The sequence below is a fragment of the Pectobacterium colocasium genome, assembly GCF_020181655.1.
Lineage (GTDB): Bacteria > Pseudomonadota > Gammaproteobacteria > Enterobacterales > Enterobacteriaceae > Pectobacterium > Pectobacterium colocasium.
On the sequence record NZ_CP084032.1, the window covers coordinates 3,034,538 to 3,052,527 of the forward strand.

Genomic DNA, 17,990 nt, shown 5'->3' on the forward strand with positions numbered 1-17,990 from the left:
GATACCCTATCACACCACGCTTAGGCTAAATGGGGTAATTAGCGTGAAAAATGCCACCTTATCGACCCATCGATTTTTCTTTTACGGAAAATAATGACATGCCGACAAATGTAGGCGAAATGTTTTATTGATTGCGCAATCAGGGAGTTCTGTTTTGTCACGTCACAACGTTAAGTATATCGTTCAACAACCAAGCAGAGATAGAGTATGAACGCCTCATTAACCGGCGCCGCTACCGGTAAAAATAGCTTTGGCGAAATACTCAACCGGTTACGCGCCAATCCGAAGATTCCGCTTTTGATCGCAGCTGCCGCGACCATTGCCATTGTCGTGGCCTTAACGCTATGGGCTAAAGGTCCAGATTATCGGGTTCTCTATAGCAATATCAATGACCGGGACGGCGGTGCGATTGTCAGCGAATTAACAAAGCTGAATATTCCTTATCGCTTTGCCGAGAGCGGCGGCGCGATCATGATTCCCGCCGAAAATGTCTATGAAACCCGACTCAGACTTGCTCAATTGGGACTGCCAAAAGGCGGCGCAGTTGGCTTTGAGTTGCTCGATCAGGAAAAATTTGGCATCAGCCAATTCAGCGAACAGATCAACTACCAGCGTGCGCTGGAAGGGGAGCTGTCCAGAACGATAGAAACGCTCGGCCCTGTTCAGAATGCACGAGTTCACCTTGCTATACCGAAGCCCTCACTGTTCGTTCGTGAGCAAAAAGCGCCCTCTTCTTCCGTCACACTGACGTTACAGCCGGGCCGAGCATTAGATGAAGGCCAAATCAATTCCATCGTTTACATGGTTTCCAGCAGCGTTGCGGGCTTGCCGCCAGACAATGTTACGGTCGTCGATCAAACCGGACGTCTGTTAACCCAGGCTGGCGGCAGCGGTCGCGATCTGAATGCCGCGCAGCTTAAGTACAGCAACGAAGTCGAATCGATGTACCAGCGCCGCATAGAATCAATCATCGCCCCTATGGTAGGTATGGGTAACGTGCATGCTCAAGTCACCGCACAAATTGATTTCTCTGCCCGCGAACAAACTGACGAACAGTATCAACCGAACCAACCGCCAGATAAAGCAGCCGTTCGCTCTCAGCAGACCAGCCAAAGTGAGCAGCGAGGCGGTCCGAACGTAGGTGGAGTTCCAGGTGCATTAACCAATCAACCAGCACCGGCTCCTACAGCGCCTATCGCAACGGCGCCAAATAATGCTAATGCCAATGCGAACAATCAGGCTGGCCAGCAAAACCAAAATAATGCGACAGGTGCGCAAACCAATGCGGCAAACGCAAATACCGTCATTCAGACATCAAATATTCGTAACGACGCAACAACCAACTATGAAGTTGATAAGACAATTTTACATACCAAGCACAGCACGGGTGGTGTGAAACGTTTGTCTGCTGCTGTTATCGTTAACTATCAGCCACCGGGCGAAGATGGCAAACCAGTTGCACTCACAGAAGAACAGATTAAACAGATTGAAACGGTAGCACGTGAGGCCATGGGCTTTTCTGCTGAACGCGGTGATACATTGAATGTCGTGAATACGCCATTTATGGACAGCACCGACGGTTCTGGCGAACTCCCCTTCTGGCAAAAACAGGCATTCTTCGATCTCCTGATGGAAGCGGGTCGTTGGCTGCTGGTTCTGATCGTTGCCTGGATTCTGTGGCGTAAGCTGGTTCGTCCGCAATTGCAGAGAAAAGCACAGCAGCAAGAAGCAGCATTGGCAGCAGCAGCACTGTCTCAGGGCGCAGACAACGATGTTATGGTCAACCTGAGTAGTTCGGAAGTTGAACAGCAGCGGAAATCGCAACAACGTGTCAATGCAGAAATGCAAAGTAACCGCATACGTGAAATGGCAGAGAACGATCCACGTGTTGTCGCTCTGGTAATTCGTCAATGGATGAGTACTGAACTATGACCCTGACAGGAACAGAAAAAAGCGCCATCTTATTGATGACCATTGGTGAAGACCGCGCCGCAGAGGTGTTTACTCATCTTTCGACCAAAGAAGTACAGCATCTCAGTGCTGCAATGGCGAACATGAGGCAGGTATCACAACAGCAACTGCTCGAAATCCTAAGAGAATTTGAGGCAGACTCAGAGCAATATGCCGCGCTTAGCGTGAATGCCAGCGACTACCTGCGCTCCGTACTTGTCAAAGCGCTGGGTGAAGAACGTGCGTCTAGCTTGCTGGAAGATATTCTGGAAAGCCGCGACTCTACGAGTGGGATGGAAACGCTCAACTTCATGGAGCCGCAGATTGCCGCAGACCTTATCCGCGACGAACACCCACAGATTATCGCCACCATTCTGGTACACCTGAAACGCGCTCAGGCTGCCGATATTTTAGCCCTGTTTGACGAACGTCTGCGCCATGACGTCATGCTCCGTATTGCGACCTTCGGCGGCGTTCAGCCTTCCGCGCTGGCAGAATTGACAGACGTTCTGAATGGCTTGCTGGATGGTCAGAACCTCAAACGCAGCAAGATGGGTGGTGTTCGTACTGCGGCTGAAATTATCAACTTGATGAAAACGCAGCAGGAAGAAGCGGTTATCGATGCCGTACGCGAATTCGATGGAGAACTGGCACAGAAAATCATCGACGAAATGTTCCTGTTCGAAAACCTGGTGGACGTCGACGACCGCAGCATCCAGCGTCTTCTGCAAGAAGTCGAGTCCGAGTCTCTGCTGTTGGCATTGAAAGGTGCCGAAGAGCCTTTACGCGAGAAATTCCTGCGCAACATGTCTCAGCGTGCTGCAGAAATTCTTCGCGACGACCTCGCGACGCGTGGTCCAGTGCGCATGTCGCAGGTCGAAAACGAACAGAAAGCCATTCTGCTTATCGTTCGTCGACTGGCAGACAGCGGCGAGATGATTATCGGTGGCGGCGAGGATGCTTATGTCTAACGCCCCCAAGAACCTGGCCTGGCAGCCCTGGAAGCTCAACGATCTGGCCGAACCTGTTTCCAAGCCTGTCCTCCCAAGCTATCAGGTCAATCACGAACCAGAGCAGCCTGACATGGAGCGCTTTACTGAAGAAAGCGTCCTTTCAGCCGCTGAGGACGAATTAGCGTCTCTGCGTGAAAGCACGATGCAGCAAGCGCGAGAAACAGGTTTTGCGCAAGGGCACCAACAAGGCTATGACGCAGGTTATCAGGAAGGTTTAGCCAAGGGGCAACAGCAGGGTCTGCAGAATGCTTTACAGCAGCAGCAGCCGATCATCGAGCAGATGCAGAATATGGTCACCGAATTTCAACAGACGTTGGATACGCTCGACAGTGTGATCCCAGCTCGTCTGATGCAGTTGGCTCTGACCGCAGCCAAGCAGATTTTGGGGCAACCTCCTGTATGCGATGGTAACGCGCTGCTCAGTCAGATACAGCAATTGATTCAGCAAGAACCCATGTTCTCGGGTAAAACGCAGTTGCGCGTTCACCCTTCAGATCTGGAACGTGTTGAACAGTATTTGGGCCCGACACTCAGTTTGCATGGCTGGAGATTGCTTGCCGATAGCCAACTTCATCCTGGCGGTTGTAAAGTCAGTGCGGAAGAAGGCGATCTGGATGCCAGTCTGGCAACACGCTGGCATGAGCTTTGCCGTTTAGCCGCTCCGGGAGAGTTATGATGACTTCACGCCTCGGACGCTGGCTTTCTTCTCTCGATTCATTTGAGAAGCGAATTGACGACACACCTGCGGTGCGTCGTTACGGCCGCTTAACCCGGGCGACAGGTTTGGTATTGGAAGCGACAGGGTTACATATGCCACTGGGCGCCACCTGTCTCATCGAACGGCAGAATGGCTCTCAGGTTGAAGAAATCGAAAGCGAAGTTGTCGGTTTCAACGGGCAAAAACTCTTTCTCATGCCGCTGGAAGAAGTTGAAGGCATTACCCCCGGCGCGCGCGTTTATGCCCGCGTTGGTCAGGACAGCAGCAGTCAGGGAAAACAATTGCCGTTAGGCCCTGAGCTACTTGGCCGGGTGCTAGATGGTAGCGCAAAACCGCTGGACGGTTTACCTGCGCCAGATACAGGCTATCGTGCACCGTTGATTACGCCGCCCTTCAATCCATTACAGAGAACGCCAATTGAAAGTGTTCTGGACGTGGGTGTCCGTGCCATCAACGCCCTGCTCACCGTAGGCCGTGGGCAGCGAATGGGTCTGTTTGCTGGTTCCGGGGTAGGTAAAAGTGTGCTGCTGGGGATGATGGCACGCTATACTCAAGCAGACGTTATCGTTGTTGGCCTGATCGGTGAACGTGGCCGAGAAGTAAAAGATTTTATCGAGAATATTCTGGGTACGGAAGGACGCGCGCGTTCCGTTGTTATCGCTGCGCCAGCAGATGTTTCTCCTTTATTAAGAATGCAAGGGGCGGCGTATGCCACACGTATTGCGGAAGATTTTCGCGATCGTGGGTATCATGTCTTGCTCATCATGGATTCGCTCACGCGTTATGCCATGGCACAGCGTGAAATTGCTTTAGCCATTGGCGAACCACCGGCAACCAAGGGTTACCCCCCTTCTGTCTTCGCCAAATTACCCGCGTTGGTAGAACGCGCAGGAAATGGTATTCATGGCGGTGGTTCAGTTACCGCCTTCTATACTGTTCTAACGGAAGGTGACGATCAGCAGGATCCAATCGCTGACTCTGCTCGTGCTATTCTGGACGGACACATTGTGTTGTCCCGTCAATTGGCTGAGTCAGGCCATTATCCGGCAATTGATATTGAAGCCTCGATTAGCCGTGCAATGACCGCGCTGATAGATGAAGGCCACTATGCTTCTGTAAGGCAGTTTAAACAGTTATTATCCAGTTACCAACGTAACCGTGATTTAGTCAGTGTTGGTGCTTACGCCGCGGGCAGTGACCCTATGCTCGACAAAGCAATTCGGCTCTATCCACATCTGGAAGCCTTCTTGCAGCAGGGTATGTTTGAACAAAGTAACTATGAAGAATCCTGCCAGGCGTTGCACACTATTTTCCCTCGTAACGAGTAGGAGAGCAGATGAAAACCCAGTCACCGCTGGTTACACTACGCGAACTGGCGCAGAAGGACGTTGAGAAAGCAGCAGGCCAGTTGGGACAGGTGCGTCAGGCGCATCAACAGGCAGAGCAGCAGCTCAATATGCTGTTAAACTATCAGGATGACTATCGTCAAAAATTGAACTCGACGATGTCTGCTGGTATGGCGAATAATAGTTGGCAAAATTATCAGCAGTTCATCCGAACGCTGGACAGTGCAATTGAGCAACACAGACAGCAGCTCTCGCAGTGGACATCACGTTTAGATTTAGCAATGAAGGCCTGGCAAGAGAAACAGCAGCGATTGAACGCTTTTGAGAAACTGCAAGATCGCGAACTGACAAGACAGCTTGCCAAAGAAAATAAAATAGAACAAAAACAAATGGATGAATTTGCCCAACGGGCCTCACAGAGGAAAGCAGAATCATGAATCTGTCCGCGTTACCCATAGTTACTACTGCCAGCGATACGAGCAGTTCTTCTGCTTCTCTGCTGACACAGGGCGAGCTGCCAAAAGATTTTGTTGATCTGTTGAGCAAGCGCATATCGCAAATAGCCGATACATCGGATAAAAAAACACTCGATAAAGTGGACGAAGAAGCCCTGCTAAACGCGCTAGGGAAAGAGGGTGCGTCACTCAATCGTGATGATTTAAACGCGATGCTCTCTTCATTCAGTTCACTTACTGGCGCAGCGATTACCGCGGGTAAGCAAAACCCAGACGTTGCCGAGCAGGCGAAACTTAAGGGGCTGGACGAAAAAGACAGTACCAGCACGGCAGATAACGCTGTTGCTACGCAGGCACTGCTTGCCATGTTACAAACAACGCCGCTTGCTACACAGCCTGTTGCTGATAATATCGCCGCGACTTCCGTAAATACGGGGTCAACGATTCCGGGATTCATTAACGCTAAACGCCAGAATGAAAATCCAACATCAGTTCTAAACAATACGGATGAAAACGCCAAAAATACATTGGTAAAGCTGCTCGACACATCAGTAATGGCGGATAAAGATGCAAGCCTATCACGCGATCTGCATCATACAGCGGGTAAGCAAACTACATCGGCAGCAACCGAGTCTGCGGATGGGGCTACAAAGTTTGCGCTAACGACGCCAGCGTCCCTTTCGGGCGATCGCAATGCATCTGAGTCGGTTTCAGCCTTAAATAATAACGTGTCTCAAACCACGCCACCTGTTGCACAGGCCATGCATGTTCAGCCAGCATCGGTGGGGACAACCACACCAGCCCCTCAGGCAACAAGCACACAGTTGAATGCTCCTTTTGGTTCGCCGCAATGGCAAGACGCATTGGGCCAGCAGATAGTTATGTTCAGCCGTAATGGGCAGCAAACCGCGGAGCTACGCTTAAATCCACAGGAACTGGGTACCCTGCATATCAGCCTAAAAATTGATGATAATCAGGCACAAATTCATCTGGCATCAGCGAGCAGTCAGGTTCGTTCAGCGCTGGAAGCTGCACTGCCACACCTGCGTAATGCGATGGCAGAAAGCGGAATTAACCTTGGCCAGAGTAGCGTAGGTAGTGATTCCTCTGCCTGGCAACAGCAAATGGCCAGTAATAATAACGACGGCAATAACCGTGGCCCGTCTTATCAGCAGCAATTTGGTCACTCAGCAGAAGGCTCAAGTGAAGTACTAAATGTACCAGAACAGTTAAGATCAATGGCGTCATCGGTCAACGGCGTTGATATCTTTGCGTGAAACTGAAGTAAACGAATAAGTTAGCACGGTTTTCCCTGCCTATTCTCTGTATTGAACATAGCAATAGGCAGGATAATCATCGACATTACGCATTTATTTATTGTTGGTTTCATCCAGCAATAAGTATCGATAAGTAACGGGAACTATCTTTGGCTATGTCTGATATGCAAGTTCGACCAGGACGCAAACGGTCTCTTTGGCTAATACTACTGATTATCGTTGCTCTCGCTGCGGCTGGTGCTGCGGGTGCTGCCTGGTGGCTATTAAATCAGAAAAACTCAGCAACGGCCGAGCAGGAAGCACCGCCACCGCCAGAGCCTGTTTTCATGCCGCTGGATACCTTTACCGTTAACCTCGTCAATCCAGATAACGATCCTGACCGTGTACTGTATGTTGGTTTCACGCTGCGTTTACCAGATGAAGCAACGCGCACACGATTTATTAATTATCTGCCAGAGGTTCGTAGCAGACTGTTACTATTACTCTCTCGTCAGGACGCGATTGCGCTTGCTAATGAGCAAGGCAAACAGAAGCTGATAGAGCAAATTAAGCAAGTGCTAAGCCCACCATTAGTTCCTGGTCAACCTAACCAGGTCGTTACTGATGTTCTGTTCACGGCCTTTATACTGCGGTAACCATTATGGGCGATAGCATTCTTTCACAAGCAGAAATTGATGCACTATTAAATGGCGACAGCGGCGATAGCGACGCTGATGCGAATGCGTCGTCAAAAGCGGATGGTGGCGTAAAACCCTACGATCCGAATACGCAACGACGTGTTATCCGCGAGCGCTTACAGGCATTAGAAATCATTAATGAGCGTTTTGCGCGTCAATTCCGTATGGGGTTGTTTAACCTGTTGCGCCGCAGCCCTGACATCACCGTAGGTGCAATCAAGATCCAGCCATACCATGAGTTTGCCAGGAACCTTCCGGTACCGACAAACCTGAATCTGATTCATTTAAAACCGCTACGCGGCACGGCATTGTTTGTCTTTTCACCCAGTCTAGTGTTTATCGCCGTAGATAACCTTTTCGGCGGCGATGGGCGCTTCCCGACGAAAGTCGAAGGACGTGAATTTACCCATACAGAGCAACGTGTGGTTAAGCGTATGTTACGCTTGGCTCTGGAAGCCTATGGCGAAGCCTGGAATGCGATTTACAAACTTGACATCGAATACGTGCGTTCAGAAATGCAGGTCAAGTTTACCAACATCACAACGTCACCTAATGATATCGTCGTGACGACACCGTTTCATGTTGAAATCGGTTCACTAACTGGCGAATTTAACATCTGTATTCCTTTTTCAATGATCGAGCCGCTGCGCGAACTGCTGGCGAATCCACCATTGGAAAACTCACGTCAGGAAGATCAGAGCTGGCGAGACACCTTAGCCAAGCAGGTACAGCATTCCGAGTTGGAATTGGTCGCAAGCTTTGTTGATATTCCGTTGCGGTTGTCCAAGATTCTGAAACTTCAGCCTGGCGATGTGTTACCGATCGACAAACCTGACAAAATCATTGCCCATGTTGACGGCGTGCCGGTGCTGACCAGCCAATATGGCACGTTGAACGGGCAATATGCTCTACGTGTTGAACATTTGATTAACCCTATATTGAATTCTCTGGATAACGAGGAACAGCCCCATGAGTGACACCAAGAAACCGTCCGACGACAAGGAATCAGTGGACGATCTGTGGGCTGATGCATTTAACGAGCAACAGGCTGCAGAAAAACCGGCCGCGACAACCGAAGGTATTTTCAAGTCGCTGGAGGGTCATGATCCGCTGGGTGCCTTACAGGATATCGATCTCATCCTGGATATTCCTGTCAAACTCACCGTTGAGCTTGGCCGGACTAAAATGACGATAAAAGAACTCCTGCGACTCACCCAAGGCTCTGTTGTCGCACTTGATGGCCTGGCAGGTGAACCACTGGATATCCTGATCAACGGCTATCTGATCGCTCAGGGGGAAGTTGTCGTCGTATCTGACAAGTATGGTGTTCGTATTACCGATATCATCACACCATCCGAACGTATGCGCCGCCTGAGTCGTTAATGGCAATAGCCTCGGTGTCATCCCCGACGCCAGTAACAAGCCAGCAATCAACGCTTGTTACTGAGCCTCCACTTACCGGCAGCATGTTACTGACACAGGTTGGTAGCGTGCTTGCTGGTATTTTATTATTTATTCTGCTGATTGCCTGGCTAGTTCGCAAACTCGGGTTTGCCCCTCAAGCCAAACAAAACAAGTTGCTAAAAGTCGTATCCAGCTGCCCTGTCGGGCAACGTGAACGTGTCGTTATAGTAGAAGTTGATAATACCTGGCTAGTGTTAGGTGTTACGCCTCAACAGATCACGCCTCTGCATACACTCCCAGCACAGCCAATCAACGACAGTTCATCCACTGGCGACACCAAGCCGGTTGATTTCAATCAACTGTTAAAGAAAGTTTTAAAGCGTCCGGAAAAATCGGAATGAGTGCCTTACCTAATTATTTTCGTATTACCCCTCTGCTTCGCACGTTGCGCTATGGTTTAACCATCGGTTTATTGTTGATGGCACCATCGGTGTGGGCACAGCTTCCTGGAATTGTGACGCAACCGCTCCCTAATGGCGGACAGAGCTGGACGCTATCAGTACAAACGCTGGTTTTCCTCACATCATTAACGTTTATTCCTGCCGCATTGTTAATGATGACCAGCTTCACTCGGATTATTATCGTCCTGAGTTTGTTACGTAATGCGCTGGGTACGCCAACCGCGCCACCGAACCAAGTCTTGTTAGGGTTGACGCTTTTTCTGACCTTTTTCGTTATGTCGCCGGTACTAAACCGTGTTTATGAAGAAGCCTATCTTCCCTTCAGTCAGGATCAAATCAGCATGGAAGCCGCCATCGAACGCGGTGCCGAACCTGTGCGTGAGTTTATGCTACGGCAAACCCGGGAAACCGATTTAGCATTGTTTACCAGATTGGCTGAAATTCCAGAGATTCAGGGGCCTGAAGCAGTACCTATGCGTGTGCTTCTCCCCGCCTTTGTGACAAGTGAACTAAAAACTGCTTTCCAGATTGGCTTTACCATATTTATTCCTTTCCTCATCATTGACCTCGTTGTTGCCAGCGTATTGATGGCTCTAGGGATGATGATGGTTCCTCCGGCAACCATTTCCTTGCCTTTCAAACTGATGCTTTTTGTATTAGTTGATGGCTGGCAGCTGCTACTCGGTTCATTAGCCCAAAGTTTTTATAGTTAGACGGATAGAGGAATGCGACTATGACACCAGAATCGGTGATGGCGCTTGGCTATGAAGCAATGAAGATAGCATTAGCGCTGGCGGCCCCTCCGTTGATAGCGGCGCTACTCAGCGGGCTGACTATCAGCCTCTTGCAGGCGGCGACGCAGGTAAACGAAATGACACTCTCGTTTATCCCTAAAATCCTAACAGTATTTTTCACTTTAGTGATCGCAGGTCCCTGGATGTTAAACCTCATGCTGGACTACATGCGTACGCTATTCGGCCAGTTACCTAATATTATTGGGTAAGTATGCTGACGTTTAACAGTTGGGACATGGTGAATTGGGTCAGCCAATTTTTCTGGCCTTTTGTCAGAATTCTTGCGTTGATTAGTACTGCGCCTGTCTTCAACGAAAGAGCGATTGGGAACCGGGTGAAAATTGGTCTAGGCGTGCTGATCACCCTGCTCGTTGCGCCCTATTTGCCATTAAACACCACGCCTATTTTTTCCGTTGCGGGAATATGGCTGTTAATACAGCAAATTCTCATCGGCGTTACTCTCGGCCTGTCAATGCAGTTAGCATTTGCCGCTATTCGCCATGCCGGCGAACTTATTGGTTTACAGATGGGGCTCGCCTTTGCGACCTTTTTTGATCCAACCGGTGGCCCGAATATGCAGGTAATAGCGCGTTTCCTGAATATTCTTGCCATTTTACTATTCCTGACTTTTGATGGTCATCTCTGGATGATTTCATTGTTGGCAGACAGTTTTTATACTCTGCCTATCAGTGCCAATCCTATTAACAGCCATGCATTTCTCGCGCTTGCACGTGCCGGTGGACTGATTTTTATCAACGGATTAATGCTGGCGCTGCCTATCATCACCCTGCTGCTGACCATTAACCTGGCTTTAGGTATGCTCAATCGTATGGCGCCTCAACTCTCAATATTTGTCGTTGGCTTCCCGATTACCCTCACAGTGGGAATCATGACGTTAGGTTTATTACTCCCTTTAATCCCCCCCTTCGCAGAGCGTTTATTCAGCGAGGTATTCGATTTACTCGCTGACATTCTTACCCAGCTATCTAGCCCCTAATTCCCTATAAGTAAACATAAGCCGATGCGACTGGCTGTCAGGCATGTACTAGCCTGCCACCTATTAGCTATTTCACGTTTTTATATAATTAGCCTCCGTCGCGATCGTGAGGAATCGCATGTAGTACATACCATGTTGAATATTGATGAGCTATATAAGAAGAATGAGGACTAACAGAAGGAATTAGAGGAATGATTATAGGATAAAAAATGGCATGTCATTCAATATAATAAAGAGAATGACACGCCTAAAAAATACGCCCGGTTTAAGCGTATTCAAACCGTACAGTAGAATAGATAATTATTTTCTATTACTACTATTTCATCTGGAATAACGACATGCCCTGCATGTTTTGAAATGCTGTATAAGATGCTTCTAAAGAAGATTTTTGCATGATATAAGACGAAATTGCGTCATACCAATCAGTATCTTGCAACTGCCCCAATGCAGTCTTATTCGCTACATCACGATCTTTACCAATGGCATCAAGGTTGTCAATCTCATTGAGCTGAATACCTAACTCTGCACGAACGGCTGAAATATTATTAAATGAGTTTTTTAAACCGCGGTTTGCCGTCTCTAAGGCCGCTGCTACACTGGCTTTTGTTGCATCATCAGCATTAGCAATAGGCGTTTCAAGCGCTTTGATTGCAATATCTAAAGTCTCAAACAAATCTGACTGGATACTACCATCTGGTTCTGCTTGAGCGTCACCAGTTGTGCCATTGAACACAGCAGAACCAATATGGCTGACTGTCATATTCCGAGACGCATCTACACGTTGTGAGATCGCCTGATTACCGCCTACATAATCCACGCCAGTAGTCCCCTCAACGAAAGGAACCTTGTCCGTGTTATAACCAGCAAAAATATAATTACCGTTACCGTCAGTGCTGTTAGCCATATTCAGCAGTTCAGCTTTCATACCACGTAAGGAAGTCGCGACCGATTTGCGATCGTCATCACTCAGAACACCGCCGCCTTTGATTACTTCGGTCAATGCGCTGCTAATCGTGTTCGTGCTCTTGTCCAAAATAGACTCTTCCAGAGACATACTTTGCTTAGCAAATGTGCGTGCCAGTGTGTACTGACTGTTCTCAGACTGAGCCTGACCAAGCATAATGATGCTCGCCGCCGCAATCGGATCGTCAGATGGGTTGACAACTCGTTTCCCGGTCGATAGTTGCTCGCCCGTTTTTTGCCACGCGGTCTGACCATTCAGAATGCCTTGCATATTTTGCTGATATATCATGCTGGTACTTAAGCGCATGGTATTAATTCCTCTCAATCAAATGGTCAAACTAGCTACGAGCCGCTAAAAGCGCATCGAATATGGATTGTGCTGTTTTGATAACCTGAGCATTAGCTATATAGTATTGCTGGTAACGCATCAGATCGCCGTATTCCTCATCCAGATTCACACCAGACACGGATTGCTGTTCTGCTGTTAATTGCTTAACAACGTTTTGCTGCGAGGTATTATTTATTTTCAACGTGCTAGTTTGGTTACCAATAGTACCGACTAGACTGGCGTAGGCACTGGAAACGCTCGCTTTCCCACCCACGATTTTCTCATTTTGCAGCGCAAGCAATGCCTTAGCATTCGTGTTATCACTCACACCACCAAAGACAGGGTTACCGCTTCCATCTACGACAGGATTACCCGAATCGTCAAGTTTAACTGACGCTGCAGCGATCTTGTTCGGATCGGAAATAGCCACTGACATATCGGTAATGACATCATTAACAGGTTTAAGCAGGAAACTGTCATTCGTTGTGGGCGTTCCCGTAATCGTCATCTTAATGCCATCAAAATTCAGGCTGTTATCAGAAGTATCAACCGTCGCCGTAAATTTTGAGTTGTCAGACAAACGGGTTACTTGCCAGTTAGCGCCATCATATTTAACCGCATAATTGGTTGCCTGCACCTCTTTGGTATTGGTGTAAGAGGGTGTTAATACCGCACTGCCGCCATTTTTACTGTCATTCAGGGCAACCGCTTTACCAAAGGAAAAGAAATCGCCACCTTTCAGACCGTTATAGTCGTAACCTTCCTGATGTTGGGCATTAAATGCATCAGCGAATGACAGGGCTAATTGCCCTAACTGATTACGTGCTTCATCCAGGGTTCCTGTACGGAAAGAAATCAATCCGCCTAATGAACCTCCGGTTAGCGTACTCTCATTCAATGTAACGACATCATTGGTCTGATCTTTATATCCAATGGTAAGACGAGCAGGATCGCTGCTGGAACTAATAGCAACCAATTGATTGCTGACTCCCGCCTGAACCAGATTAGTACCATTCTTCAATGCAACGTTGTAAACAGTCCCATCTTGAACAGTCACATCAACACCCACTAATTTATTGAGCTGATCGACCAAAAGATCTCGCTGGTCGAGCAAATCGTTAGGCATCGTGCCGCTATTTGCTCCCATTAGTTTCGTGATTTCGTTATTTAGCGACGCAATCTGATTGCTATATGAATTAATTTGGCCAACAGTACTTTGAATCTGTGTATTCAAACCACTGTCCATATCACGTAAATATTTATCCGTAACTTTAAACTGATTAACCAGCCCTTCAGCTTTGCCCAATACCGTTTGGCGAGTAGATGAGTCACCTGAATTACTGGTGAGGTTCTGCAAATTGGAAAAGAAACCTTGTATCGTTGATGAAAGACTAGTGGTGCTACTGGCTAGCAGATTATCAATCTTAGAAATTTGTTCGTAGTAAGCATTGACAGAGCTGCTTGTTGTTTGCGCAGAACGTAATTGATTGGTAATAAACTCATTGTATTGGCGATTGATGCTAACAACATTAACACCATTACCAATATATCCGGCCGATGTACTGCTGCTGGTCGCCTGCTCAAGTATCGCATTTTGTCGGCTATACCCAGTAACAGCCTGATTACTGATGTTGTTACTCACGGTACTGAGCGCAACCTGTGCACCTTTTAAGCCACTCATCGCGGTATTAATTAAATTGGACATAGGGTGTTGTTCCTTTTACACAGGCTCTTTCGCCCTGTGCGATTAACAAAATGCTGAAAGCAATAAATACGCTACATAAGTTAATTACTTTATCGGCCAGGCAGCGCAAATCTTGAATAAAAAATCAAAATAGGCGGCTCAAATCGTGCGTATATGCTTTCGTCACTTTCTCACCTGAATTCTTCATTTGCTGGATCATGCTAACCAGCTTCTGAGCATATTGCGGGTCCGTTGCATAACCTGCTTTTTGTAGCGCATGAGCTGCCTGCTCCGCCGTTCCGGCACTCATGACCGCTGAATAGCGTGGGTTGTTGGTGAGCAATTTCACATAGTCACCAATCGCTTCAATATAGGAATCGTACACTCGGAAACTAGCCTTGACCTTCTTGGCCACGCCCTGCTCATACTCTGTCGTGGTAATCTCTGTTGTCGGCCCATTCCAGCTACTGCCTGCTTTGATACCGAACAAGTTGTGACTCGGGCGCCCATCTTCGGTAGGAATTTCACGCTGACCCCAACCAGACTCAAGTGCCGCCTGAGCAATAATAAGATGGTGAGGTATGCCGCTATGCTGGCTGGCAATCTGAGCGGGCAAGGAAATCTGAGACACAAAGTTACTATTGGATAACGGCAAGGCTGACCCCGTAGTGGGCAGCTTAGGTAACGCTTTACGCACCATCTGCTCCACTGCCGCAGTTGGCATGGTTTTTAGCACATCACCATCGAATGTTAATGGAACAGAAGGAACCGGAGCTTTAGCGGCTGTAGCATCGGGAGATTGCCGGGTTAATTGCTCAACCATGACATCCGCCAGCCCCAGTCCCTTGCCCTTCGTTGAGATCTCTTGGGCAATTTGCTGATCATACATTGAGGTATACAGACGCGTCTGATCGCTGTTGAAGAGCCCATCCTGCGGAATCGCAGAACGCATACTTTTCATCATCAATTGGACAAACACGCCTTCCATTTGTTGCGCCACTGCCCTGATACCCTCTTTACTTTGAGGATTGCCTGAAACCTCACGCTTCAGCGTATTCAGGGACTGCGCATCGTAGGCCGCATTATTCAGCGTCTGTATATCACTCATTAGATAATTTCCAGTTTGGCACGCAAGCAGCCAGCGCTTTGCATCGCCTGCAGAATAGACATCAGCTCCATCGGCGTCGCACCCAGGGAATTCAGTGCACGCACGACATTGTTGAGGTTGGCACTGGAATTGACTCGCTGTAAAGCACCGCCTGCTTGCTGAACAGAGATCTCGGTTTGAGGCGTTACCACCGTCTGGCCGCCACCAAATGGCGTATTAGGCTGGCTAACATTGGCTTGCTGGTTGATCGTCACAGAAAGGTTGCCCTGAGCGATAGCACAGCTCTCCAGCGTCACATCGCGGTTCATTACAACAGATCCGGTACGGGAGTTGATGATAACCTTGGCGTCCTGAATACCGACGTTCACTTCAATATTCTGGATATCGGCCAGAAAGCGAACCTGAGAGCTGTTACCATTCGGGGCAAGAACCTGAATAGTCCGAGAATCCAACGGACTCGCGGAACCACCGTATCCCGAGCGATTTATCGCATCACTCACCTTTTGCGCCATCGAAAAATCGTCGTTCTTCAACTGCAGCATGATGGTATTCGATGTGCCAAACGTGCTTGGCAACTCTCTCTCGATAACGGCACCATTACTGATTCGACCGCCGGCAAGCTGGTTAACCTGAACACTGCTTCCGCCAGCAGATGCACCTGCTCCACCAACCAACACGTTACCTTGAGCAAGGGCATAGACCTGATTATCAACCCCTTTTAATGGGGTCATTAACAACGTCCCGCCGCGCAAGCTCTTTGCATTACCAAGTGATGACACAACGACATCAATATTTTGGCCTGTTCTGCCAAAAGGCGGAAGCTCTGCCGTTACCATCACCGCTGCCACATTCTTCAACTGCATGTTGGTTCCGGCAGGAACGGTAATCCCTAACTGGGAAAGCATGTTAGTTAAGCTTTGCGTGGTAAACGGCGTCTGCATAGTCTGGTCACCAGAGCCGTCCAGACCAACCACTAAACCGTAACCAATTAACGCATTACCGCGTACGCCCTGGATATTCACCAGATCGCGAATTCTCTCTGCCGACACAGGGGCAATATTCAGCGTCAGTAACGTCAGCAGTACAGTGAAAAATGATGCAATCCGCATGGTAGGCCTCTTAAGCTTAGAACGGAGAAACATTGAGGAAAAACCGCTGTAACCAGCCCATGTTTTGCGCTTCGTTAATATAGCCATTACCGACATATTCAATGCGCGCGTCTGCAACCTGAGTGGATGGCACCGAGTTGCTGCCGCTAATCGTTCTCGGATTAACAACACCTGAGAAGCGGATAAACTCTGTTCCCTGATTAATGGCAATTTGTTTTTCGCCAACAACTTGCAGGTTACCATTGGCAAGAACCTGACCAACCGTAACCGTAATGGTGCCACTGAACGTGTTATTCGCATTCGCACCACCTTGACCTGTAAATTCGTTTGTTCCGGTGGCATTCAGAGCAGCTCGGTTATTGCCGAGTGGGCCTTCTAGATAACGAGGCGTCGCAGTCAGACCAAATGTGGACGAACCATCTCTGCTTGCATTGGCAGAGGAACTTTTACTGGCGCTAACATTTTCCTGCAACACGATCGTTAGTGTGTCACCAACATTACGTGGGCGGCGATCTTCAAACATCGGTTGATAGCCATAATTCATTGGCTGCACGGTTTGGAAAATAGAACCATTGGGTCCGGCCAGTACAGGCGATCCAGGCTGGGCAGTCGTCGGCCCAGTGACAACTTTATCATGCGGAATATAGGCGCAACCGTTAAGTGCTAACATCGCGATCAATGCCAACAGACAGTGTCGGCGGAGTGGTTTGATAACCGACTTTGCATTCATTATCACTGCGGATATCGCCTTAAATTAATCTATTTCACATATTCACGGGGTAAATCAACACCATACCGGCCCACTCATCGGGTACCTATGGTCATCATTACCCCGTTAAACACTGTCTACATTGCTACTATCAGGCAACAAGAGCACCCGCCCTCGCTCCTGAAATTAGCGAATTACCCATTACAGTTGGGTCAATTTCTGCAACATTTGGTCAGAAGAAGAAATTGCCTTACTGTTGATTTCGTAAGCACGCTGCGTCTGAATCATCGATACCAACTCCTCTGCCACATTGACGTTGGAGGTTTCGACATATTTCTGATAAAGCAGACCCGCGCCATTCAAACCAGGGTTAGTTTCATTCGGCGCACCAGAGCTGGCAGTTTCCAGATACAGGTTTTCACCCATGCTCTCAAGGCCGCTATCGTTAATAAAGGTCGTCAGTGTCAACTGACCAATCTGGTTTGTTGCTGCCTGACCCTGCAGTTTAACGCTGACAATACCGTCACGACCGATATTCAGTTCTGTCGCATTAGCCGGAACAGTAATTGCAGGCTGAACCTGATAGCCGCTGGACGTCACTAACTGACCATTACCATCAAGCTGGAAAGCACCATCACGCGTATAAGCAGTGGTACCGTCAGGCAACTGAACCTGAAAGAAACCCTGCCCTTTAATGGCGACGTCTTTAGAGTTACCCGTTTCGGAAAACGTCCCTTGAGTATGAATACGCTCTGTTGATACGGGACGAACACCAGTGCCTAACTGTAAACCGGACGGTAGCATCGTTTGTTCTGAAGATTGAGCGCCAGGCTGACGAACTGTTTGATACATCAAGTCTTCAAATACCGCACGCTGACGCTTGAAACCATTGGTGCTGACGTTTGCCAAGTTATTGGAAATAACGTCCATATTGGTTTGCTGAGCATTCAAACCGGTTTTTGCAATCCACAAAGAACGGATCATTTATTCACTCCTG

At 48.5% G+C, this 17,990-nt stretch carries 19 protein-coding genes; 13 read left to right on the forward strand and 6 right to left on the reverse strand.

Annotated elements, in window-relative coordinates:
* The first annotated feature begins 207 nt into the window (after nt 1-207).
* The 13 genes from fliF (at nt 208) to fliR (ending at nt 11,092) form a co-directional block, all read left to right on the forward strand.
* A complete protein-coding gene (fliF, locus tag LCF41_RS13610) occupies nt 208-1,932 on the forward strand; it encodes a flagellar basal-body MS-ring/collar protein FliF (protein WP_225085074.1) in 1,725 nt (574 codons plus the stop codon).
* Nucleotides 1,929-2,921, forward strand: coding sequence for a flagellar motor switch protein FliG (gene fliG, locus LCF41_RS13615; protein WP_181844700.1), 993 nt, complete (start codon nt 1,929-1,931; stop codon nt 2,919-2,921). Before fliF ends, fliG begins: the two co-directional genes overlap by 4 nt.
* Nucleotides 2,914-3,639 (forward strand): flagellar assembly protein FliH, encoded by a 726-nt coding sequence (gene fliH, locus LCF41_RS13620; RefSeq protein ID WP_225085075.1) that lies wholly within the window; start codon nt 2,914-2,916, stop codon nt 3,637-3,639. The genes fliG and fliH overlap by 8 nt, the downstream gene beginning before the upstream one ends.
* Complete coding sequence (gene fliI / locus LCF41_RS13625; protein ID WP_225088180.1) at nt 3,639-5,009, forward strand: flagellar protein export ATPase FliI; 1,371 nt, start codon at nt 3,639-3,641, stop codon at nt 5,007-5,009. Before fliH ends, fliI begins: the two co-directional genes overlap by 1 nt.
* 8 nt (nt 5,010-5,017) lie before the next feature.
* Nucleotides 5,018-5,464 (forward strand): flagellar export protein FliJ, encoded by a 447-nt coding sequence (gene fliJ, locus LCF41_RS13630; protein WP_225085076.1) that lies wholly within the window; start codon nt 5,018-5,020, stop codon nt 5,462-5,464.
* Nucleotides 5,461-6,759 carry a flagellar hook-length control protein FliK gene (locus LCF41_RS13635; protein WP_225085077.1) on the forward strand — a complete coding sequence of 433 codons (1,299 nt, stop codon included), beginning with the start codon at nt 5,461-5,463 and terminating at the stop codon, nt 6,757-6,759. The genes fliJ and LCF41_RS13635 overlap by 4 nt, the downstream gene beginning before the upstream one ends.
* A gap of 155 nt (nt 6,760-6,914) precedes the next feature.
* Entirely contained in the window at nt 6,915-7,394 is a 480-nt protein-coding gene (fliL, locus tag LCF41_RS13640) for a flagellar basal body-associated protein FliL (RefSeq protein WP_225085078.1), read from the forward strand.
* A gap of 5 nt (nt 7,395-7,399) precedes the next feature.
* Nucleotides 7,400-8,413, forward strand: a complete 1,014-nt coding sequence (gene fliM, locus LCF41_RS13645; protein ID WP_225085079.1) for a flagellar motor switch protein FliM — start codon at nt 7,400-7,402, stop codon at nt 8,411-8,413.
* Nucleotides 8,406-8,819, forward strand: a complete 414-nt coding sequence (fliN, locus tag LCF41_RS13650) for a flagellar motor switch protein FliN (RefSeq protein WP_015840788.1) — start codon at nt 8,406-8,408, stop codon at nt 8,817-8,819. The genes fliM and fliN overlap by 8 nt, the downstream gene beginning before the upstream one ends.
* On the forward strand, nt 8,819-9,241 hold the full coding sequence (gene fliO / locus LCF41_RS13655; RefSeq protein ID WP_225085080.1) for a flagellar biosynthetic protein FliO: 423 nt from the start codon (nt 8,819-8,821) through the stop codon (nt 9,239-9,241). The genes fliN and fliO overlap by 1 nt, the downstream gene beginning before the upstream one ends.
* Nucleotides 9,238-10,014, forward strand: coding sequence for a flagellar type III secretion system pore protein FliP (fliP, locus tag LCF41_RS13660; RefSeq protein ID WP_488656284.1), 777 nt, complete (start codon nt 9,238-9,240; stop codon nt 10,012-10,014). Before fliO ends, fliP begins: the two co-directional genes overlap by 4 nt.
* Nucleotides 10,015-10,034: 20 nt before the next feature.
* Nucleotides 10,035-10,304: a flagellar biosynthesis protein FliQ gene (gene fliQ, locus LCF41_RS13665; RefSeq protein ID WP_015840791.1), complete on the forward strand. Its 270-nt coding sequence runs from the start codon at nt 10,035-10,037 to the stop codon at nt 10,302-10,304.
* A gap of 2 nt (nt 10,305-10,306) precedes the next feature.
* A complete protein-coding gene (gene fliR / locus LCF41_RS13670; protein ID WP_225085081.1) occupies nt 10,307-11,092 on the forward strand; it encodes a flagellar biosynthetic protein FliR in 786 nt (261 codons plus the stop codon).
* Between the two features lie 316 nt (nt 11,093-11,408).
* Here the strand turns inward: fliR and flgL are convergent, their stop codons facing one another.
* The 6 genes from flgL to flgG all read right to left on the reverse strand — a co-directional run bounded on the left by flgL (nt 11,409) and on the right by flgG (nt 17,977).
* Nucleotides 11,409-12,362, reverse strand: a complete 954-nt coding sequence (flgL, locus tag LCF41_RS13675; protein ID WP_225085082.1) for a flagellar hook-associated protein FlgL — start codon at nt 12,360-12,362, stop codon at nt 11,409-11,411.
* Nucleotides 12,363-12,393: 31 nt separating this feature from the next.
* Nucleotides 12,394-14,088 carry a flagellar hook-associated protein FlgK gene (flgK, locus tag LCF41_RS13680; RefSeq protein WP_225085083.1) on the reverse strand — a complete coding sequence of 565 codons (1,695 nt, stop codon included), beginning with the start codon at nt 14,086-14,088 and terminating at the stop codon, nt 12,394-12,396.
* 124 nt (nt 14,089-14,212) lie between these two features.
* Nucleotides 14,213-15,175 (reverse strand): flagellar assembly peptidoglycan hydrolase FlgJ, encoded by a 963-nt coding sequence (gene flgJ / locus LCF41_RS13685; protein WP_225085084.1) that lies wholly within the window; start codon nt 15,173-15,175, stop codon nt 14,213-14,215.
* On the reverse strand, nt 15,175-16,284 hold the full coding sequence (locus tag LCF41_RS13690) for a flagellar basal body P-ring protein FlgI (protein WP_225085085.1): 1,110 nt from the start codon (nt 16,282-16,284) through the stop codon (nt 15,175-15,177). The genes flgJ and LCF41_RS13690 overlap by 1 nt, the downstream gene beginning before the upstream one ends.
* 16 nt (nt 16,285-16,300) lie before the next feature.
* Complete coding sequence (locus tag LCF41_RS13695; RefSeq protein ID WP_225085086.1) at nt 16,301-17,014, reverse strand: flagellar basal body L-ring protein FlgH; 714 nt, start codon at nt 17,012-17,014, stop codon at nt 16,301-16,303.
* Between the two features lie 180 nt (nt 17,015-17,194).
* The gene (gene flgG / locus LCF41_RS13700) at nt 17,195-17,977 is read right to left on the reverse strand and encodes a flagellar basal-body rod protein FlgG (protein ID WP_039359858.1); all 783 of its coding nucleotides are present in this window, start codon (nt 17,975-17,977) and stop codon (nt 17,195-17,197) included.
* Nucleotides 17,978-17,990: the final 13 nt, after the last annotated feature.